Origin of the sequence: Seonamhaeicola sp. (genome assembly GCF_028281565.1) — a bacterium.
Taxonomy (GTDB): Bacteria; Bacteroidota; Bacteroidia; order Flavobacteriales; family Flavobacteriaceae; genus Seonamhaeicola.
The window spans coordinates 293863-315609 of record NZ_JANQJQ010000043.1 but is presented as its reverse complement, the minus strand read 5'-3'; the positions used below and the strand labels follow the sequence as shown (position 1 = coordinate 315609).

The 21747-nt window shown below is 38.1% G+C and carries 14 protein-coding genes; 2 read left to right on the top strand and 12 right to left on the bottom strand.

Going from position 1 to position 21747, the window contains the following annotated elements; genetic code table 11:
- The first annotated feature begins 130 nt into the window (after positions 1–130).
- Entirely contained in the window at positions 131–2674 is a 2544-nt protein-coding gene (locus Q0983_RS18575) for a T9SS type A sorting domain-containing protein (RefSeq protein ID WP_299556432.1), read from the top strand.
- A gap of 108 nt (positions 2675–2782) precedes the next feature.
- On the opposite strand, the gene Q0983_RS18570 is transcribed toward Q0983_RS18575, so the two are convergent.
- The 12 genes from Q0983_RS18570 to Q0983_RS18515 form a co-directional block, all read right to left on the bottom strand.
- Positions 2783–4081: a thioredoxin domain-containing protein gene (locus Q0983_RS18570; protein ID WP_299556430.1), complete on the bottom strand. Its 1299-nt coding sequence runs from the start codon at positions 4079–4081 to the stop codon at positions 2783–2785.
- A gap of 23 nt (positions 4082–4104) precedes the next feature.
- Positions 4105–4566 carry a protein-disulfide reductase DsbD domain-containing protein gene (locus Q0983_RS18565; protein WP_299556428.1) on the bottom strand — a complete coding sequence of 154 codons (462 nt, stop codon included), beginning with the start codon at positions 4564–4566 and terminating at the stop codon, positions 4105–4107.
- Position 4567: 1 nt separating this feature from the next.
- A complete protein-coding gene (locus tag Q0983_RS18560; protein WP_299556426.1) occupies positions 4568–6004 on the bottom strand; it encodes a VCBS repeat-containing protein in 1437 nt (478 codons plus the stop codon).
- Positions 6005–6022: 18 nt separating this feature from the next.
- On the bottom strand, positions 6023–8287 hold the full coding sequence (locus Q0983_RS18555) for a Gldg family protein (protein ID WP_299556424.1): 2265 nt from the start codon (positions 8285–8287) through the stop codon (positions 6023–6025).
- A 14-nt stretch (positions 8288–8301) separates the two neighbouring features.
- Positions 8302–9246: an ABC transporter ATP-binding protein gene (locus Q0983_RS18550; RefSeq protein WP_299556422.1), complete on the bottom strand. Its 945-nt coding sequence runs from the start codon at positions 9244–9246 to the stop codon at positions 8302–8304.
- Between the two features lie 22 nt (positions 9247–9268).
- Positions 9269–10492, bottom strand: coding sequence for a thioredoxin domain-containing protein (locus tag Q0983_RS18545; RefSeq protein WP_299556420.1), 1224 nt, complete (start codon positions 10490–10492; stop codon positions 9269–9271).
- A 95-nt stretch (positions 10493–10587) separates the two neighbouring features.
- A complete protein-coding gene (locus Q0983_RS18540; RefSeq protein ID WP_299556418.1) occupies positions 10588–11823 on the bottom strand; it encodes a TlpA disulfide reductase family protein in 1236 nt (411 codons plus the stop codon).
- Between the two features lie 13 nt (positions 11824–11836).
- Positions 11837–13813 carry a VCBS repeat-containing protein gene (locus Q0983_RS18535; protein ID WP_299556416.1) on the bottom strand — a complete coding sequence of 659 codons (1977 nt, stop codon included), beginning with the start codon at positions 13811–13813 and terminating at the stop codon, positions 11837–11839.
- Positions 13814–13820: 7 nt separating this feature from the next.
- On the bottom strand, positions 13821–14330 hold the full coding sequence (locus tag Q0983_RS18530; RefSeq protein ID WP_299556414.1) for a TlpA disulfide reductase family protein: 510 nt from the start codon (positions 14328–14330) through the stop codon (positions 13821–13823).
- A 161-nt stretch (positions 14331–14491) separates the two neighbouring features.
- Positions 14492–15913 (bottom strand): RagB/SusD family nutrient uptake outer membrane protein, encoded by a 1422-nt coding sequence (locus Q0983_RS18525; RefSeq protein ID WP_299556412.1) that lies wholly within the window; start codon positions 15911–15913, stop codon positions 14492–14494.
- A gap of 11 nt (positions 15914–15924) precedes the next feature.
- Positions 15925–19692, bottom strand: coding sequence for a SusC/RagA family TonB-linked outer membrane protein (locus Q0983_RS18520; RefSeq protein WP_299556410.1), 3768 nt, complete (start codon positions 19690–19692; stop codon positions 15925–15927).
- A 105-nt stretch (positions 19693–19797) separates the two neighbouring features.
- Entirely contained in the window at positions 19798–20928 is a 1131-nt protein-coding gene (locus Q0983_RS18515; protein WP_299556408.1) for a FecR domain-containing protein, read from the bottom strand.
- Between the two features lie 144 nt (positions 20929–21072).
- Between Q0983_RS18515 and Q0983_RS18510 the strand changes: the two genes are divergently transcribed.
- A complete protein-coding gene (locus Q0983_RS18510) occupies positions 21073–21663 on the top strand; it encodes an RNA polymerase sigma factor (protein WP_299556406.1) in 591 nt (196 codons plus the stop codon).
- The last annotated feature ends 84 nt before the right edge of the window (positions 21664–21747 follow it).

Genomic DNA, 21747 nt, shown 5'->3' with positions numbered 1-21747 from the left:
TATAGCAATTTGTTCTATTAAATGAACAATCTTTTAAAAGGTAGTAGTATACTTTTTCTTATACTACTGCCTTTTTTAACAACATAATTCTTTTTTACTAACTACCCTGGTTAAAAACTTGAGAGATCACATGAATCAGACAAACTTACTTACTTTTATTTTTCTATTTACATGCTTTTGGACAACAGCACAGAATACGTCTAACGTCAAAATTGACGTGCATTGCCAACGATATATAGGTGATGTTTCCGAACTGGACCGAACAAAATACTTTTCTGTTCACGATAGTGGTAACGATACCGAGCAAAGTGCCTTCAGAAACGATTATAATGTCACCGGTGGCCGTCAGTTTTGGGGGCCCTACGGCTATGCCTATCAAGCTTCTTCCGGCACAGCCTCGGAAAGAAAAGCCGGTGTTTACCCGGGAGACCGTTCCGGTAATGACGCCCTTAGATTTGTTAATAAAGGATACGTGGTTACCAGTCACCCCAGAACAGCTTTTATTGACAATTTGGATATTGACGCAGCTGCCGACTGGGCCGTCGAATATTTTAAGGATTACGAAAATGACACGTATAGGCAAGAGTTCTTTGAGGTCATGAACGAACCCTTTGTGCATGCCCATGAGTTTTATGATGGTTGGAATGCCGATGAAAACACCCGTATCAAGCGTCATATGGCAGCGTTTTACAACAAAGTGGCTCAACGCATTCACGAAACACCGGCATTAGCCGACGTTAAGGTTATTGGTTATTCCAGCGCATGGCCATCCATGGAACTCTGGGATTTTGGCCATTGGGAAGACAACATGAAACTATTCATGGATATTGCCGGAGACAATATGTATGCTTTTTCTACGCATCTATATGACGGCATCAACGTTACCGGCCAGGATACGAAACGTTCCGGAAGTAACTCTGAAGCCATCTTAGATTTAATTGAAAACTACAGCTACATAAAATGGGGAACTATCAAACCTCATGCTATTACAGAGTACGGTGCTATTGAAGAGGGTTATGGTGATGATTATAGTGATATAGCAAGTGCTCAGACTATGGCCTCTATTAATCATATTTTATTTAATTTACTGGATAGAGAAGACAGGTTAGTTAACTCCATTCCTTTTATTACAGGGAAAGCTACATGGCATATTACAGAAGCTAATAATTGGCAACCTTATCAGGCCGTACTTTGGAAACCAACTAATATTGGAGAACCTGTTCCTGACGGTTGGGAATACACTCCAAGAATTCATTTTTACGAATTGTGGAAAGACGTTAAGGGAAAACGCACCTTTATCAGAAGTGATAACCCAGATGTTCAAACACATGCGTTTTTAGATACAAATTCTAATAAACTGTATGTTTGTTTAAGCAATTTAGATGATGCTACCCAAACTGTAAATCTAACATACTTATCTTCTATGGCCGATATATCTGAAGTCAAGATCAAAGCCTTAAAAATATACCCTCAGGCCTTACCTGATATGTCTGAAACAATGGTAAATGATGCCCCTGACAGTATTGATTTGATCAAAGACGAAACAGTAGTTCTGGAATACACTTTCAATAACTCCATTACATTTGACAATGCTTTAAGAACAAAACATTATTATACCCAGAATTATTTACAGCCTATTACTGCTAATAGTGTCATTACCTATAATTTCAATAATGTTACCATAGGTAATGGTTTTGGAACTTTAAGAATGGCTATTGGAAGAAAGCACAACGTTTCTAAAGCACCCGTTGTTAAAATAAATGGCATTACGGTAGATGTGCCAGATAATTGGAAAGGGTATGACCAGGCTAATAGAGATGACTTTTTTGGAATGATCGAAATTCCGTTTCAGGCCAGCTTACTAAAAGAAAACAATGAAGTAACCTTAGAGTTTCCAGATACAGGTGGGCGTGTCAGTTCTTTAATTCTATCGGTGGATTTGCTTGACAATGCTGACGATAGTAGTATACTGGGATCCGTATTATCCACAGGGAATCCTTGTCCCGGAAGTACAGAGGGTATGATTACTGTCTCCCCAATGGTTGCGGATGATTTAGCAGTAAATATCACGGGAAACGGTTTAAATGACACTTATGACTTAAATAACAAACTTGAAATAACGGGATTAGCATCAGGTACTTATACCATAATTATTACTTCAAAAACAAATCCCGATCTAAAAACCGAATATGAAGCAACTATTTCAGAGCCTGATCCATTATCCGTTACTAATAAAATAGATGTTGAAAAACAAAGTGTCTCTTATAACTTAAGTGGCGGCAATAATTATAATATAACTTTTAATGATAGAACGTTTACCACATCGGCTTCTTCAATAGAACTGCCTCTTCAAACGGGTAATAATAAAATTGTTATAAAAACGGACAAAAATTGTCAGGGTATCTATGAAGACAACTTATTCTTCAATACCATTATGGGTTACCCTAATCCGTTCAAAGATAAATTAACTATTGATCTGGGGTTAGACAACAGTAAACGGGTTACTATTCAACTTTATGATCCATTAGGAACTTTAGTTTATGGTCAAACACATCACCCGAAAAACGGTAAAATTGAGTTAAATTCAGATTTTCTGAAAGATGGATTATACATAGTAACTGTAAAAACCCAAAACACTTCAAGGCACCTAAAAACCTTAAAAATGGTTCCATAAAAACCATAAAACTGTTTAATTAAAAAAAAGCAAGCTAAAATTAGCTTGCTTTTTTGTTGTTCTGACCAGGAACAATATCAGTCATCTTTTAAAATTTAGAACATAGGTTTAAATAGCCAAAGCTTTAATCTTTTTATCCATAGCTTCGGTAAAATAGGCTTCCCCCCTCGTTCCTTTAACATATTCTTTCACTTTTTCATAACAAGCTTTAGCTTTAGCTTTCTTTCCTAATATGTTTAATAAATCCCCCTGGTTATCTAATAGCCTGGTATCTTTCTCATTTAATTTTAAACCTGCTTCCACTAATGCCATACAACGTTTAGCCTGCATGGGGTTTAATGCAACACCTCCTCCATTATTGACATGGTATAATAGATTACCTACGGTTACAGAATAATCCATAGCCTCAGGTTCCTTATATGTAGCCAGATATAATCTATATTTTTCACTCCAGTCCAGGTATTTATCATAGTTGTTTTGAGACTTCTCATAGTTGGCTTCGCTAACATATTTCATGATTTTATAGCTGTCTCCTTTTTCATTTGGGTCTTCTGCAGAAGCATCCAAATGTGCTTGCTTTAAACGACCGTTAATCTGCTCAACAAAGTCTCTAAACGTTGTATCTCCTTTTCCGGAATACTCGTGAATGGATTGATTGTTAGTTCTCAAAATAAACATGGTCAAATCTTTAACAGGAACTAACTTTTTATAGTCTTCGTAATGATCATATACAAATTCCACAACCGGATGCCCATTATTAGCGCCGTCCAAATACTGCGCTATTAAAGGAAAATCTTCAGCATTGAGCATATCTTCAGGTTGTTTTAATACAAAATACCAGCGCGCTATTTCATAGACCTTCTTGTACCATTTTATTTGTGCTTCTTTATCTTTTAAACTTTGTGCATATACGGGCCCTTTTAACATGATCTCTCTTATATAATTGAGATCTCTGTTCCCGCCTTCATAAGCTTCAAAGAACGCTACAAAGTCAATGCCTTCGCCCAGGGCATTTTTAGCATAATTCACAAAGAACTCCGGGTTAGGAGCTGCTCCAACCAAACGGTCTTTTTCGGTTTCATCAGCATTTAAGAACAATAGTGTCGGATAGCCTTTTACTTCATACTTTTTGGCAAGTGTAATGCCTTCTCCTTTTTCGGCATCAATCTTTATAGATACAAAACGCTCATTAAAGAATGCTCCAACTTTTGCATCGGGAAAAATATTAGCATCCATAGCTTTGCAGGGGCCGCACCAGGTGGTATAAAAATCGATGAATACTAATTTGTTTTCTGCTTTGGCCTTAGCAATGACATCGGCAAACGAGCCCTTTTCAAAGGTAATGCCTTGTGCATTTACCATAACCGCAGTTAGTGTAAATACCGCTGATAATATTATATTTTTCATTGTGAGAGGTTTTAGTTAATAATTTAATTTATACGAATGGTCTTTTTATAAACCTGTGTGTCCGGCGGTAAACAAACCGATTTATTGCAGGTTTGATAAGTCACAGTACAAGATATCTCATAATCACCTGGCCTTACATCAGGATTGATATTGAAACGCTGACCGATCTTAATATCATTTCCCTGGTAGATCTGATACATTCCATATGGCCTCGGCATTGGTAAATCAGGATCACCGGGCGTAATACCCTCCGGAAGGTCAAACTGTAATTTAGTTTCAATCATACCGTGCTTTTCATTTAATCCCGTTGGCGCATAGATATACCATTCACCATTAGTTTGAAACATGGCCGTAATGGTAAAACCTTCAGATCTTAAAACTTTTTCGGGAAATATAACTTCATAGGTAACAGGTTTAAAATCTTGTGCTAAAGCCGTTTGAAGCATAGCAAAATTCAGTAATATGACAACAACTCGTTTCATCATTTTATTTTTTACCTAAAAACACATAAATGTACCCCTTGTGTAACATGTTAACTGCCTCAGGAACACCTGCTTTTTTCAATTTTTCCAAACCTTGCTTTTTGAACGATACTTGTTGGTTATAGGACGCCTTCTTTTGTTCTTCGGTTTTTCCTTTTAGAAAATCCTTCATAAACCCGTTTTGAAATTCTTCAAAAGTAGGTATCTCAAACTGTTCCGGAGTTCTGCCATAATCTTTTCCCGCAGCGGGAATACCCAAATCACGTTCCCATTCCCATGACATTTTACTGTGGAATTTACCATCAACGGTAACTATGGAAGCGCCAACAATTAGATCTTTTACCCCATCATTGTTCCAATCCTCTACATATACACGTTGACCGGATCCGGGAAACGCTTTACTTCCGTCTGCTGCTTCAAACAATGGAACACCCGGTTGAAACCGCTGCATGTCTCCATTTTCAGGAGCCACCCCTTTAAAAAAGGTCACCGCATGATAATCGTCGGCTACATATTCATCCGTTGACAAAATATCCAGAATACCATCATTATCCCAATCAACCACATGCTGCTGTGTCTTTCCGGCGCCTGAGGATTTTTTATAATAATCTTCATTGTAATACGGAAGCGCTTTACTTTTTTCATTAGGCGTACGAACTCTTAAAAGTTTACCATTTATATCCAATGCCGGCTTTCTGTAGCCAAACTCAGGTGATTTTTTGGTACCGATATTTTCACTGATACGAATGTATTTTCCACCGGTTAACAGGTCTAAGTCGCCATCACCATCAAAGTCCCCCATATTAGCCGAAGAATACACCCAATAATCAAACGTGTTAATATGCTCAGCATCTTTGTAGCCCGGATACATTTCATTTATTGAAGCCCAGGGATTTCCCTTTTGCTTTACCGGAATTCCTTTTGCATAACCGTATCTGGTTCCTCTAAACCAATACACATCCCCCGGGTGGTATTGTCCCGTGATGATATCCATATTCCCATCATCATCTAAATCAACAAACTGTGGTGTGAACCCAATGCAACACCATTGGTTAACTTCTAAAGCAACACCGTAAGAATCTCGTGCATAGAACCACTCATCTGTAAACTTTGGTGCTTCTTTAGTCCCAACGTTCAAGTATACACGTATTGTAGAACCTTCATCTCCATGATGTTTTTCACTGGTAGTTTCAAATTCACCAATTAATAGGTCTTTTAATCCGTCTTTGTTCCAATCCCAGAACGCAGGTCCTGCTAATCCGTGTTTCTCTGCCATAACAGGTTTGGTTTCTCCCATTACCAAAAATGGTTTTTGAAGCTTTGGTGCTCCCGGAATATCGGCAAACTTTAATATTGGAAAGTCTTCCGGTCCACGTTGTGCCAGAACAACGGAACTTACTAAAACTGAAGCTGAAAGTAATACTGTTTTTAATAGTTTCATTTTTTTATAATTTTTTGATTAATGTTTTCTACGTCTTATTAACACCGATAAACCGAATGCTAAAATTAAGAATGGAATAACGCCTATTAAGGTATATTTGGCCACTGTCCTGCCTGTATCACTTAAAGTAATTTCATTATCAAGTGTTGGGGCTTTATCAGCATTCACAGGATAATTATCATAGGTTAGCCAACTGAATAAATAGCGTACCAAACCGGCATTTCTGGTTCTGTCGTTTAATTGGCGGGCATTTTCCACATTATTTAAAAAGTCGGCATCACCTGCAATTACAATACGTTGTTCCTTAGCATCTTTTGACTGACTCAACATAAGTGCCACCGGCGTTTGAATAGGTGTTGCCTGTAAAGAATCCTGTTTCAAAGTCGTGTCTGTTTCATTCACCTCTAAAAGATTAGTCACTTTAAACCCATTGGCATCTTTAACGGTTACACCCATGGATGACGGGACCGAAACACGTTTTAGTTTTTCAATATACGTTTCAATTTGATCTGAAAGCGATTTAGCATCGTTAGAGAATTCAGCTAAAACAAAATCAGCATCGAAACCTTCATTTTGTTGTTGTAACTCGCCATTAACAAAGCCCATTCCCAAATGATCTACAATAGGTTGTACAAATGCACGCCTGGAAGGTTCTGCCAGAATTAAGGCATTACCGCCATTATCTAAATAGCTTTTTATTTTTGCTAATTCTGTTTCTGAATAAGGCGATGTTGGATCAGCAATGACCAAGATATCAGTGTGTTCCGGAATATTTGTCGAAGTTAAATCAACACTTTCAAACTCAAATCCCTTTTGAATCATGGACTCGCGATAGGTTCTTTCGGTTAAAGCCCGTGTAAAGTGTTTATCGGCACCTCCTTCAAAATGACGTTCATCATGACCGGAAACAAATACCATTTTTGCAGAACCATCCACCAATTGTTTTATGGATGATGATGTTTCATATTCCGAAGGATATTGGCGTTGATCGTCAAACTGTCTGACAAAACTGCTTTTACCGTTGTACTCTATTTGTCTGATAAATTGATTGTCCTCTTTTGACAGATCGATCACTTCTTTGATTTGATCCGGTCCCAAGACCATGCTTCTGTCCAAATCGTCAAAAACATCCAGTTGTTTAGCTGCTATCTCATGAATGGTCTTCCCCGGATTATCCTGAATAATATAACTTCTCCCAACAATAGTGTCATAGAAATACACATATTCGAATTCTAATTGCGGTATATGGCGTTTATAGTTATCGAAACGCGACATGTCCCGCTTTTTTCTTGAAGGTGTTGCAGACCATGAACTAAAGTCTAAAATATTAGCATAGGTCTTAATCTTTACGGGGCCATCAATTTTGTCAACAATAGCTTCGCTAACGGGCGTTAACGTATTGAAATCGGTTCTTGAAGCATCAAAATACCCCACTAAAGCCGGTCTTGAGCTTACATAGGCTAATGCAAATGCCATCCCGAACAAAGCAATGTATCGCCTTGATTTCACCCAAAAAGACGCGACTTCCCTACCGGAAGAAATTTTGATCACCGTAAATGCCAGGAACATGGCTATAATTATCAGAAAGTATATAACATCTTCAGTGCTAATTAAACCGTTTACCATACCATTGGCCCTTCCGGACATAGACAACCAATAGGTTAGATCTTCAATAATAGGAACACCCTGACCAACATTACCCATATAACCTAACCCAAATAACAGGGCTAACGTTCCGATAGCCGCTACCACCTGGTACGACGTTAAACTGGAAATAAACAACCCTATGGCGGCATATGTTGCCGTAAGTAAAATGAATCCTATGATCCCGGCCATAATCAATCCAAAATCTGCCGATTGAATTGAAATACCGGAAGCTATCATAAATATTATTAAGACCACTACCATTAAACCTATGTATCCCAACATAGCCAGGTATTTACCAAATACTAATTGTTTAGCGGTTACCGGCGAAGACATAACCAGTTTTATAGACCCACTGGCAATTTCTTTGCTTATCAGCCCCATGGTCAATAATGGAATAAAGAAAAAAGCATTATCCAAAACCCCTTTAAACATTCCGAATATTGGGTGTGCCAGGATATTGTATGTGACGCCGTTAGTTAATGGAATATTCATTTTAAAATACCTCGTTATCAAATCAAAGGCGTCTGTATACCCCATGGCAGTATGCACCATAAAAGCTACCAAAACTAACCATGCTATTGGTGAGTAGAATAAGATACTTATTTCAAATCTTGCTATTCTTAAAATTGTTTTCATCCTAAACTCCTTTTTTATTGGTTAGTATTTTTTTCTTCCAGATCTTTGGTCATTTTCGCAAATACATCATCCAGTGTGCTGCGTTCAATGATGATTTCTCTGAGTTTCCATTTTCCTGTAACGCTGGCTTCAACAATACGTTCTGCTACTTCTTGAGATGCATTGAATGTCACTCTTACTTTCTTCTCATTAAGTTGTTCTGCATTAGTAATACCATCTATTTTGGTAAACGCTGCCAGTTCCGGCAATGCTTCAGCTACCACAATAATGGTGTCCGGTTTTATATAATCATTGAATGTCTCCACCGAACCGGAAAACACTAATTTCCCATGATCTATCATTTTAATATCATTGCAAACCGCCTGTACTTCGGACATGATATGTGTTGAGAAGATCACGGCCCGGTCCTTCCCTATTTCCTCAATGATCTTTCTAACCTCAACAATTTGAACCGGGTCTAACCCAACAGTCGGTTCGTCTAACACCACCAATTTCGGATTGTGAATAATGGCGCCTGCAATGCCCGTTCGCTGCCTGTAACCACCTGATAGGTTTTTAATCAGACGCTTACTAAAGTGCCCTAAACCACATTTTTCCTTTACGCGCTCCATAGCTGCTGGAATTTCATCCGGTCCCATTTGACGTAAATAAGCACAATGCTCCAAGTATTCATCAACGGTACTGTCTAAATACAGCGGTGCTTTTTGCGGTAAGAAGCCCATGTGTTTTTTGGCTTCAACGGGGTCTTTACGTATGTTGATCCCATCTATTAAAACATCACCTTCGGTTTGATTTAAAACCCCGCACATCACATTCATGATGGTAGATTTCCCGGCTCCATTTGCCCCTAAAAGTCCCAAAACACCATGGTCACTGATATCAAAACTGACATCTTTTACAGCCCAATCAGTTGTATAACGATGTGATAAGTTTTGAATGCTTACTATACTGTTGCTCATAATATTGTATTAAGATTAGTTATTATCTGGTTAGATGCGTAGGCACTTCTCCCTGCTCAATGGTCCTCATGGTTTCATAAGCCCATTTCATTTTTTTGTTGCCTTCAAAGGTATCTGTCAGCCCTTTGAACTTATTAGCAAACTTTTTTGCTTCTTCCTGTTTGCCTCCTTTAGAAAGTAAGTAAGCAACATTGGCCACCGAGTAGAAATGTGGCGGATCCGTATTCACGCCTTCTTCAAATCTGGCAATCGCTCTTAAAGCATATTCCGGTTTAAGATGCGGCGTATCGTTAACCGATAACATACCCGCTAAATCGATTCCCAGATCTTCCCTGTCAATAAATTCGAAATAAGTATTGGCATAATCTGCTCTTGTATTTGGATCGAATCGCATTTTATCAATTTCAGTGTACTCTAAGGCCATATCGAAGTACTTTGGGAAGTCCTTTTTTAATGTAGCTTTAACGTCTTCAAAGCTTACAGATGCATCACGGCCAAATGAAGCCATAAGCAGTATATTGCTTATGAATTTAACAGCATTTTGCTTATTACTTAATTCAGGGTATTTATCAGTGTTAACAATAAGGAGTTTGTAAAATTCATTGCCGGGGGACGCCTGCCATTTAATGGTATTTTTAGCCTGCTCATTCTTAAACAAAGTTTCTTGTGGTAAGGCCTGAACCCATTCCCATAACAATGCTTTTGAAGGCGGCATTCTTTTAAACTTTAATCGGGCCTTCATATATTGTTGTAAAAACACAGGGTCTTTTTTACCCGGAGCATTGTATTCTGCCTGATATGCTTCCCAGGTCTTTACTTTTCCTCCTAAAGCTTCTTTGGCAAACGCTATCATACTTTCAACATCAGCCCTGCCAATACTGCTGCCGGCATCTATTAATGGCTTGCCTTCGGTATCCACAAAAATGTAAGTAGGATAGCCCCTAACCTCGTATTGTTTAGCCAGTTCAATGCCTTCGCCTACCTCAGCATCCACTTTAAAATTGATGAACCTGTCATTGTAATAATCACCTATTTCTTTTTGGTTAAAGACGTTCATATCCATGGAACGGCAAGGTCCGCACCATTTGGTATAGAAGTCTAAAAAGATCTTTTTGTTCTCTGCTTTGGCTAAGGTTTTAACTTGCTGGAACGTGGCACCATCTACATTTTTTTGCCACTTGATCCCTTGCGCGTTCGTTGAGAATAGTGCAAGACAGAGTACTGCACTTAATGCTAACTTTTTCATACTGTGAGAGGATTTATTAGTTAGTTAATTACTTGTTCTATTACTAAGACAGTACTTTTATGAAAATACACTACTGCCCAAATCTTAAAAAAATGCTAAAGTTTCAGGGCTTTTTTTATCGCGTCTTCCAGCTCTACTTTTTCGTCAATGTTATCATTTACTCCGGGTGTGTCCCTGAAATGAATGATCTTTCCGGTATGATCAACCATCATGACCGTTGGAAGGAAACGAATTTTGTATTTTTCGGAAAGCTCATTATTGCCAAATACCAAATCGAAAGTATACTTGTACTTTTTGACATAAGCTGCCGCTTCTTTTTCATGACCAACATCGCCCGACAATACGCTAATCACTTTTAATCCCTGGTCTTTATAGGTTTCATGCATTTTTTGAATGAACGGCATTTTAGCTTTACAAGGCCCGCACCAGGTGGCCCAAAAATCAAGCAACACTACATTTTCAGCATATTCTTTTGATAGGGTTTGCTTACCTCCATTGGCATTTTCTAAAGTCCAGTCATGAGCCTGCATACCAACTTCCATACTTTTTTGGTCCCAGGGTGCTACCCACATCTCTACAGCGAAATCCTCAGGAACCTTTACATCAAACTCTGGTAATGCTTCATTAAGGATCAATTCTTTAATGAATGTTTTTGAAATCTGGTTCCCATCTTCACCATCAACTTCAGTAGAGTTTCCATAATACAATCCATCTTTTACTCCAAAGTAATATCTAAATTTTAGTTGGTCATAATCCGGATTATAAGCCTGAATTACATAACACTCTTTTCCATGTACGGTTTCAATGGTTTCTAAAAACACATTTTGTTTTTGTGGGTGTTGTTTATAAAAATGTCTTTTTGTATAATCCTTTAATCCAGTAAAAAAAGTTTCATCTCCATAAACTGAATAAAAAGCAGTAGCTATCCACGCTGCAGAAGAGGCATTTTCATCACCTTTAATTACTTTCTTTTTTAATAAGTGTAATTCTTTTAAGCCTTCTTTTGTCACCACACCACGAATGTGTTTATCTCTTCCCTTAGCCGATTGTTTTGTTTCAAACCAACGATTTCCCAAACCTCCCGGTTCTCCTGAAAATTCAGCTTTTAGAGTACCTTCATAAGTCTTTTCAAAACCATACATATCGGAATCTTTGGTTGCTTCAATCTCGGCTGAAATTGACGTGATTCCTGCTAAAGCAGCTTCTGCCTTTTCTATGACCGCCAGAGCGCCTGGTCCGGTTCCTTCAACGTTGGGGTCGTCTAACGCAATAGGTTTGTTGCAACTGGCTAAAAGGAGTATTAAACTAATTATTGTTACTATATTTTTCATTGTTTTAATCTTTTTAAAATCCTTGTACGCTTACCGTGATGGCTTCATTGACTTCTTTTGGTGGCAGGCAAATGTTGTCATCACAGGTTTGCCATTTCACTTTCACATTGACATCAAATTCATTTGGTGTACGTGGTAACTTTGCAAATGCTTCACGAAAAACATCCATTTGCTTTTCATATGCAGCTTTTTCTTCCTCAGTAGCCGAATCCAGGTCAATCCTTTCCGGTCTGGGCACATTCGGCATAAAACGTTTCATTTTAACTTTCTGCTTAAAAGTAACTGTCTCTTTATATACCTCTGCCAGCCCTTTATACGAAACGGCCGGTGCTTCCACCTCTCCTACAGGTTCTAACCATTGCGGTAATTCAAACTTTACGGTTGTTGGGATAAATCCGTCTTTTTTATTTTTTACATTATCTACATACCCGTGCCATCCCTTATCAAAACTAACAGATGCTTCCAAGGTGTACTCGCCACGCCAGGTCATGCGTTCCGGCCCTTTTACTTTATAACCTACCGGTCCGTCAACATTACCGGTTTTAACCGTTTCATTGGGAATAATTTTTCTTTTCTCCGCTTCTGCCGCAACCACATCCTTCTTGGCAACCGCCTTATCTGTAGCTTTTTTGCCATACATAACAAACACATAGCCTCTGTGACGCATGGTCAAATATTTCAGGTCATCCAATTTACCGAGCATCATTCTTCTGAACATAGGACCTTGAACAGGATCTTCTAATTTTTTCTTAACACCTTCTAAACCGCCAGAATATTTTAGTTGCCTACCGGCATCTTTCCCTGGCATTTCAATTTCCAAGTCACCTGCCCATGCCCAGGCTATTTCATCAGCTACTTCAAAACCGTTGATTGTTGGGATTGATAATCCGAAAACAATATCCTCAACACCATCGTCATTATAATCTATCAACGTGATCATAGGCTGGACTCCGGGAAACGCTTTGGAACCGCCTTTAGCTGTAACCAAAGGTTGTCTTCTTTCAAAGCGCAAGCCCTTATCGGTTTGTACACCACGGTAAAACTCTATAGCGTTGTGATATTTCTTTTTATACTCGTAAGTCACCAATAAGTCTAATACACCATCTTTATCCCAGTCAACAGGTTTTATATAGGTTTTCCAAACACCTGCTAACCCCAAGTATCTTCCATATTTTGCTTGTTCATTAATAGTCTCCTGAGACGGGCGTTTTACTTCAAGAATGCCGCCATCTACATGATGTAAATAGTTTCTATATCCAAACTTGGGCTTTTCTTTAGTGCCTTCATTTAGGGCCACGCGCATATCACCTGAACCTCCTACAAAAAGATCCAGTAGTCCGTCTCCGTTAAAATCTGCAAAATCAGAGGTGGTATAGTTCCAATAGGAGTTTGACGTTGTTAACCATGGGGAATCACTTTGAGACAGGCGAGCGCCTTCAACATAACCTTCCTGCTCCACAAACTGACGTGGTAAAAAGCCGTCTTTTGACCCACGCCACCATGAGATAGCTCCCGGATTATATTGCCCTGACAGAATATCTTCATAACCATCCTGGTCTAAATCTACAATACGCGGATGGATCCCGATACAACACCATTGGTAATTGGTAATGGTATCGCCTTTTACATCAGTGGCATAAAAATACTCGCCGGTATATTTAGGGTTTTTGTTAGATCCCCGGTTTAAATAAACCTTAATATTTGAACCGGTTTCACCGGTTTCAAACTCTCCGAGCATCAGGTCTTTTTTGCCGTCCTTATTCCAATCAAAAAATACCGGATAGATCAAACCGTGTTTTTCGGTTCTTATTTCCTGTTTGGTTCCCGTAATTAATTCCGGTTGCGAGAACGTAACCGCTCCGGGAATTTTAGTACTTACCAATTCCTTGAACTTTATAAAATTGGTCGTCTTTATCTTGTCTTCATCAGGGTTTTGCGCAAAAACCGCAGAAGCTAATAAAAGGCTAATTAATGTGCAATAAAGTTTCATCTGTATATTATTTATTAGCATGAATTAGTTTAACAATATCTTCGTATTCGTTTGGATTGAATGTTGTGGAATGGTACAACACCACACCTTTTTTATCAATCACTGTTACGGTTGGCAAAAATTTTAAATCATAATTTTTCACCAGTTCGTTATCTCCGAAAAGTAATTTCAAAGAATATCCTTTTTCTTTAAAGTAATTTTCAGCACGTTCTTCGGCACCGGCATTCATGGTTAAAAGGCTTATAACTTCCACGCCTTTGTCTCCGTACTTATCTTTCAATTCCTGAATTTTTGGCATTTTCTTTTTACAGGGTCCACACCACATAGCCCAAAAATCCAGTACTACCAGGTTTCCTTTAAAATCTGAAAGTTTATAGGTTTTACCATCTGAAGCTTGTAATTCAAAACCTGGGGCTGCTTTACCGATTTCTACTTTGGTTTGAGCTTGAACTGAAGTAAAAGACATGAGTAAAAGCATTATTACTCCAGAAAAGGTTAAAAAGGCTGTTTTGTTCATCTTAAAATATTTAAAGTTTAGATATAGATTTTCCTGTACCACAATGCAAGGTTTACTTGATTTGGTTAGTTATATAAGCCTGAGTTAAAAATGGGTTAGTTAGTTTGTAAACCAATAATAAAAGAGTTACTCAAAAAATGAGCAACTCTTTTATTTATTAATTATTCTCTTGGATTTTGAGATATTTGCCCGTTGCTGTTATTGATAACATTAGGGCTTAACGGTACTGCCCAATTTGCTCCATTTGGCGAATAGGTTACAGAACCTCTTGTAAGGCTAATACCTGCATTATCCAGAGCGTTCAGGCGTTTTATATCGAAGAATCTCATACCGTTAACATGAAATTCTCGTCTGCGTTCATCAATGACATGAGCCAAAGCCTCAGCTTGATCTGATGCCGTTAATAAATGCCCGTCTGTTACAACAAAATCAGCATCAAATCTATTTGCTCTTAAGGCATTAAGTTCATCTAATGCTCCCGTAATATCTCCTGAACGTGCAAAGACCTCGGCTCTGATAAGCATTAGTTCCGGAACCGTTATACCCACAGCATGTTGTAAAGAAAAGCTGTTAAAAAGTCCGTAAACATAACTTCCGTCAACGAAGTCAGTTCCCGGCACCTTTATTCTCAAATCATTCGCTTGATCGTATAATGCCGCAAGTTCTGGGGAAAACCTCCCAAAAACTACACGTGAAAAACTTTCAGTAAATGCAGAGGTAACCCGAGCTTCTCCCAATAGAATATGTTCTGGATTATCCAGGCCATTAGGCGGAGCTATGTTTCCGAAAAAATCTGCCGGAAACGTCGCGTAATTCATCAGGTTCGAATTAAAAGTTAAGGCCAAATCAGCATTATCCAATGCCTCATCATAATCTCCCATATGTAAGTGCACCCTTGCTAACAAACCGTGTGCAGCCGGTTTATTAATTCTGGATCCATTTCGTCTATTATCTCTTAGCAGAGACAAGGCCTCTTGTAAATCATTTAAAATAAAGATATAAACCTCATCTACAGATTTTCTGTCAATAGCTACATTTTCATCTCCATAAACAGTAACTATAGGGACGCCAGATCCAGATTCTGAGGCATTAGGAAGTCCATAATGCTGCCCGTACACATTTACCAGTAAGAAATAGTAAAAGGCCCTTCTGGTCAATGCCTCACCTTTAAAATGATCCTTATCTTCCGAATCTTCATTAAGATCTTCGAGAAGTTGCAACACGTAATTCATAGTACCTATTTTTTTATAGGTCTCTCTCCACAACTCATCATTTTCCTGGGTTGAATAAAATACCGGTTCTAATCTGTAAATTCTGGCCAGTGCCGCACTAAAACCGCTCTCAATGCTACTGATATCCTGAGCCCTCATTTCAATGTTATCATTCACAACTATCGGTATTTCATATCTGAATGCCTGAGCCAAACCATCGCCCCCAAAAGAAGTGGCATTGTTTAGTAACAGATCAATATCATCAAGTGACTGCGCAATGGCATTACCCCTGGGAGTTATATCTACATAATCATCACAGGAATGTAGTCCGCCTGCAACTAATATGATCACTATATATTTTAATATTTTCATGGTCTTTGATTTTAGAAGTTAAACTGTGCGCTGAACACAAATGATACCGGAACTCTGATTCCCGGCCTGTAGGCTGACGGAAAACTTCCTGCAAAAGTAATAGCCCGTCCTGAAAAAGGTACAGATTCGGGATCTATATCCTTATCATTTGCTGTCCATAATAATCCTAGGTTTCTAGCCTGAAATGTAAAGTTAATGGCTTCAAACCCTAACTTTTTCACACCTTCACTTCCCATATTGTAATTTAGGGTTATATCTCTAAGACGAATATGGCTGGCGTCTAAAATGCCTATATTAGCTCTTTCAAATAAATCCCTTCTATCAAATCCTGTCTCACCTTCACTGAAAAATGTGCTTGCTGTTCTTGGTATTGCCGGAATATCCGTAAATGCCTCATCTCCGGGATTTTCCCAGGCATTGGCAATATCCCTGTGGAACGCGTGTGAAAAATTAGCTCCGGTGTAAGGGTATTTATTTCTAAGAGATTCCTGGAACACATGACCAAATTTAAAGGTCATTAAAAATGACAATGTTAAATTCTTATAGGTCAATCTATTGGTTAATCCTCCAAATGTTGGCGCGATAAAAGGTTTGGTAACCTCTAATCCTGCAATTGTAGGTAGCTCATCAGGAGTAGCCAAATAGCCAATAGGCTCATTATTGTCATTAAAGACCTGTGGGTTTCCTTCACTATCTAACCCTGCCCAACGATATCGGGCTGCTGAACTAACCGGATGCCCAACAATTTGTGTTCTGTCTCCATCTACATCAAACATATAGCCACTGGCATCTGTTTCCGGAATAAATCCGTAGGACACCACTTTATTTCTATTGTGGCTGATATTAAAATTAGCGTTCCAGTTAAAATTATCTGTTTGGATAATATCTGATGCCAAAGCAAGTTCAAACCCCTTATTAGAGATTTCGCCATTATTAGTAAATACGGCTTCTCCAAAACGGTCAGTCTGACCCAGCGTTGAATTTATATTTTTTAAGGTTAGAAGATCTGTTGAAGATTTATCATAAACATCAATGCTTCCCGCCAGATTATTGAAAATACGGAAATCCAATCCTAAATTCTTGGTAGTGGTTTGCTCAAAAGTGATATCCGGGTTACCGGGATTATCTATAAGCGCATCCGGTTCATTATTTAATCTGTCAACGCTATATCTGATGGTAGTTATTGCTGTTAATCCTCTTCTCAGGTTCCCGTTTTTACCATAGGATAGTCTTAATTTTAACTGATTAACCCATGCCGAATTAAAGAAATCTTCATTATGAATGTTCCAGCTCGCACCGGTTGCCCAAAGTAATGGCTTACTTAATCGCTTTCCTAAACCAAATGTGGACGACTGATCTATTTTACCCGAAGCTTCAAAGTTATATCGGTCTTTATAAGTATACCCCACATTGGCAAATGATGAAATTACCCTGCTGATTATTTCCGGTGTATATAAGTTACTATTAGAAACAGAACCAAATAAAATAGCTCCGGGTACCGAACCAAATTGACCAAATCCACCCGGGTGGAAATTCACATCGTATAAGCCGGTAGTATCATCATACCCAAAAAACTGTTGTTGATCTACAGTCAAGCTATTTTGGGACACTTCCATACCAGCCAAAGCAGTTACAAAATGCTCTCCCCCATAGGTTTTATTAAAATTTAGTGTACCTCTAAAGACATCGTTGGCAATTAATTGCTCTCTTCTTTCTAAAGTACCACCATAAGGCACCCCTCTGGTCACGCCGTTACCGGTATCTAAACCTGTAATATAACTATTGTTGGCTCTTCTAACTCTGTACAGGTCGGCAACTCTTACATTGTTGACTGTTTCAGAGATACGGTTATATTGATATTTTAAATCGGCCGATAACCAATCGAAGAATTTATAGTTAATACCGGCTGCCAAGCGCAAATTAAACCCTCTTGTTTCGTTATTTCTTAAACGCCTGTCAGTAATCGGACTATAAGATATGTCTTCAAATCCATTGGTTAAAAACCCATCTAAATTATCGGAAAAAACGTCTAAAATAGGCAAAGCATTTCCGTTGCTATCAACTAAATTATCAAACATATTAATACCTGGACCGGTACCATTGGAATACAAGTCTGAAACACCTATTCCGTTATCTCTGGTAACTGTATTTGCCAAACTAACATCCAATACGGCTTTTAGTTTCTCATTAACGATCATATCTGTTGTAAGCGCTAAGTTTAGCCTTTCAAAATTATCACCAACAGCAGGTCGCTCCTCTTTTGTATGCGTGGCGGTAAAGTTATAGCGCGTACCAAAACCACCGCCGTTTATATTTAGGGAATTTTGATAGACAGTTCCTCCTCTAATAAACGCATCTTCAAATTGCGGCAACACATTTCTTTGCCCTAACATAGCCAATTGTGCGTCTCTTTGGGTTTCATCTATACTTCCTGCATAAAACTGTGCCCATATTTCTTCAAATACACTTAACTGAGTATATTGACTTGAAAGGGTGAAACCGTTAACAGCTGAGTTGGCTCTATTACTAAAACTGGTAGGCTCTAACTCCTGAAAAGCGTTTAAAATCTTAATGGTTTCTGATGCCGAAGCCAAACCAAACTTGTCTAAGTCCTGTTTGGTACCAAAGGTTAAATTAGATTTAAAACTAATGCGTGGCTTACCAATGCGTCCTCTTTTAGTAGTGATTACCAAAACTCCGTTAGCTGCCCGCACACCCCAAATAGCTGTTGCTGCGGCATCTCTTAAAATGTCTATGGTTTCAATAGTTTCGGCATCAATATCATTGAACGGGCCTTCATAGGGGAATCCGTCTAAAATAATAAGAGGCTGTCTGTTAATTCTATTTATCTCTCCAAGAATGGGATCGAATTCCTGCCCCGGTTCATTAAACGTACTTATACCCCTAAGCACTAATTCTAACCTGGCTTGCCCGCCATCACTGGTTACAGTATTAAGTGTAAGCCCGGGCGATAATCCTTCTAACTTATCATCTAAATTGGTCGTAACCTGTCTTGAGATATTCTCTTTTGTAATTTTTGAAGCTGCCGCGGATGAGCGTGCTTTTTGAGTTCTGGTAATACCCGAAATCACCACTTCATCAAGTGTATTGACGCTTTCTTTTAAAACAATTTTATAAGACTCCTGCTTAGTGGTTATTTGTTGAGAGGTAAACTCAAAACCAATAAAAGACACAACCAGGTAGTAGTTTAATGATACTTCTAAAGTAAAATTACCATCAAAATCCGTATGTGTTCCTCTAATTAAAAAATCGGGAGATATATTATCTGGATTACTTTCCTCTATGTTATTAGACGTTACATATACAGTAGCTCCCGCCAGTGGCCCGCCTAACTCATCTGTTACCGTACCTGTAATGGTAAAAGTATCCTGAGCCGGTTCATCGGTTTTTTCTTTTTTTGAAATGGTAATGGTATTATCATCTGCGAAATCAAAATTAAAGTCTTTAATCCTGATGCTTTTTTGTAGTAATTCCGTAGCAGATATTACACCTTTTCTTAACTCCACCTTTGGATGGTCTTTAAATAAATCGGCTCTGTAAAAGAAGGTGTATTCCGTCTGTTTTTTAATGAGGTTAAAAACTTCATCAACCGTAACGGTTTTATTTTTGTCTACTACAATCTTGACATTTTGAGAGAATGAATTCTTAGGAGTGAATCCGAAAACTGCAGCACAAAACAAAAATATAAATGTTCTCATAATGAAGTTCAGTACCACTTTTCGTTTACAGAAAAGTGTTTTGGTTAACTTAATTTCCATAAATTTGTGTGTTAGTTAGTTAAACATTGTTTTAATTAATTATTCACTAAAAGGGAGGAAAGGTTTGCATTGTGAGAGGTACAGGCCCTATTCCCTTTTCTTTTTTTATTTTAAAATGACTTTCTTGTCTGTTATCTCATAGGCAAAATCGTTTGTGTTTATAATACTATTCAATATATCTTCCAGTGATTTGTTTTTCCTTAAAACACCGTTAAATTCTAAATTTTCAATATCCGGATTTTCAATACTAATATCGGCATCATACCACCTTGCCAATACGGCAACAATGTCCTTTAAAGGCTTATTGTTAAAACTGAATACACCATTTTTCCATGATACTTCATCAAAAACGTCCACGTCATTCACCTTTATTTCAGAGGTGTTGCCTGACACTATGGATTGCTGGTTCGGTTCTAAAAAAGCACTTGCCGATTCGTTTTCCACAGCCACTTTTCCTTCAACCAGTGTGGTATAAACAATAGCTTCGTTCTTATAAGCTTTCACATTAAACTCAGTTCCCAAAACCTCAACCTCCTGCAGCGCTGTCGACACTTTAAACCTTGCACCGCCATGTTTTGTACTAGGCGAAACGTCAAAATAGGCTTCTCCGTAAATAAGCTCTACCTCACGCGTTTGCCCTTCAATAAACTCTTTTGGATATTTAATTTTAGACTCTGAGTTTAACCACACTCTTGTCCCGTCAGAAAGCTCCATGTTAAACTGACCGCCCCTAGGGATTTCCAGGTAGTTATAGGCAATCGCTTTAGACGTCTTCTTAGCATCATATACAATTTTTTCGCCATTACTTACAAGGCCTTCAACTTTAAACGCTTTCCCTTTTTCCAGATTTACGACCGTACCGTTTTCCAAAGTTAAAACCGCTTTATCTGTTCCGGAATCAATTTGATTATTTACAATAACCGATGTGTTATCCGTACCCTTTATGTTATTCAAAACAAAAGGCAGTGACAAAAGCAACACCACGGATGCTGCCACAGCATACTTAAAGATGTTTCGCTTATATAACGGAATAACTTTTGGTGCTGAAAGGTTTTGTACAACTTCTTCGTAAGCTTTTAAAGCGTCAAACTCTAAATCCTGCTTTACTAAATAATCAATATTTAAGTACTCTTTGAATACTTTTCTATTCTTCTTGCTTTCCAACCATATTTCCAGCATATTAATCTCAGCTTCAGTAGCTTCGTTGTTAATATACTTTGAAATAATATGTTTCATTCTTTTTTGTGACATATGTCTTATAATTTCAATTGGTAATTTCCGGGCTTTCTGTTATTGTGACGCAATAATTTTAAAAAACCACCATGTTTTTATTATAATTTATTTCTTTTGTATTAATATTTCCTAAACCAACCAGCAAATTTGAGCAGTAATTCTTATTCAGATAAAGAACTTGTATCCGCCTTAAATGAAGGCGACAGAGCTGCTTACAAATATATTTATCTGACGTATTACAATGATTTATGTAAATATATTAGTAGTTATACAAACAGTCCGCAGGCTGCGGAAGACATTGTACAAAATGTGCTTTTAAAACTCTGGGAGAAACGAACGGACCTTAAAATCCATACCTCTTTTAAAAATTATCTTTTTAGATCTGCATACCATACGTTTATTGATAATTACAGGAAAAAGAAAAAAATAAACGAAAAACTGGAAACCATCAGGCACCATGCCCTGAACGAGATTATAGAAGAGCATAGCTCCCTGAAAGAAGAACGATTGGTTGCGCTGAGAAAAGCTATTGAAGAACTGCCTCCCAAATGCAAAAACATTTTTGTTTTAAGCAAATTTGAGGGCTATAAATACAAAGAAATAGCCGAAATATTAGGGATTTCGGTCAATACGGTTGAAAATCAAATTGGAAAGGCTTTTAAGGTTTTAAGAGAAAAAATACTCAATACCAAACCTTTGAATTTCTTTTTGAGTTTTTTTGAGAACAAATTTTCATGAAAGGCACGACATAAAGGTTGCGGATTCAACCTAGGATAATGGAGGGATTAACTACGTTGATCCCTTAAAGCTTAGCAAGTATCG

Coding starts and splice junctions, on each gene's coding strand:
- Q0983_RS18575 (WP_299556432.1), top strand. CDS start 131: ATGAATCAGACAAACTTACTTACTTTTATTTTTCTATTTACATGCTTT.
- Q0983_RS18570 (WP_299556430.1), bottom strand. CDS start 4,081: ATGAAAAATATAATATTATCAGCGGTATTTACACTAACTGCGGTTATG.
- Q0983_RS18565 (WP_299556428.1), bottom strand. CDS start 4,566: ATGATGAAACGAGTTGTTGTCATATTACTGAATTTTGCTATGCTTCAA.
- Q0983_RS18560 (WP_299556426.1), bottom strand. CDS start 6,004: ATGAAACTATTAAAAACAGTATTACTTTCAGCTTCAGTTTTAGTAAGT.
- Q0983_RS18555 (WP_299556424.1), bottom strand. CDS start 8,287: ATGAAAACAATTTTAAGAATAGCAAGATTTGAAATAAGTATCTTATTC.
- Q0983_RS18550 (WP_299556422.1), bottom strand. CDS start 9,246: ATGAGCAACAGTATAGTAAGCATTCAAAACTTATCACATCGTTATACA.
- Q0983_RS18545 (WP_299556420.1), bottom strand. CDS start 10,492: ATGAAAAAGTTAGCATTAAGTGCAGTACTCTGTCTTGCACTATTCTCA.
- Q0983_RS18540 (WP_299556418.1), bottom strand. CDS start 11,823: ATGAAAAATATAGTAACAATAATTAGTTTAATACTCCTTTTAGCCAGT.
- Q0983_RS18535 (WP_299556416.1), bottom strand. CDS start 13,813: ATGAAACTTTATTGCACATTAATTAGCCTTTTATTAGCTTCTGCGGTT.
- Q0983_RS18530 (WP_299556414.1), bottom strand. CDS start 14,330: ATGAACAAAACAGCCTTTTTAACCTTTTCTGGAGTAATAATGCTTTTA.
- Q0983_RS18525 (WP_299556412.1), bottom strand. CDS start 15,913: ATGAAAATATTAAAATATATAGTGATCATATTAGTTGCAGGCGGACTA.
- Q0983_RS18520 (WP_299556410.1), bottom strand. CDS start 19,692: ATGGAAATTAAGTTAACCAAAACACTTTTCTGTAAACGAAAAGTGGTA.
- Q0983_RS18515 (WP_299556408.1), bottom strand. CDS start 20,928: ATGAAACATATTATTTCAAAGTATATTAACAACGAAGCTACTGAAGCT.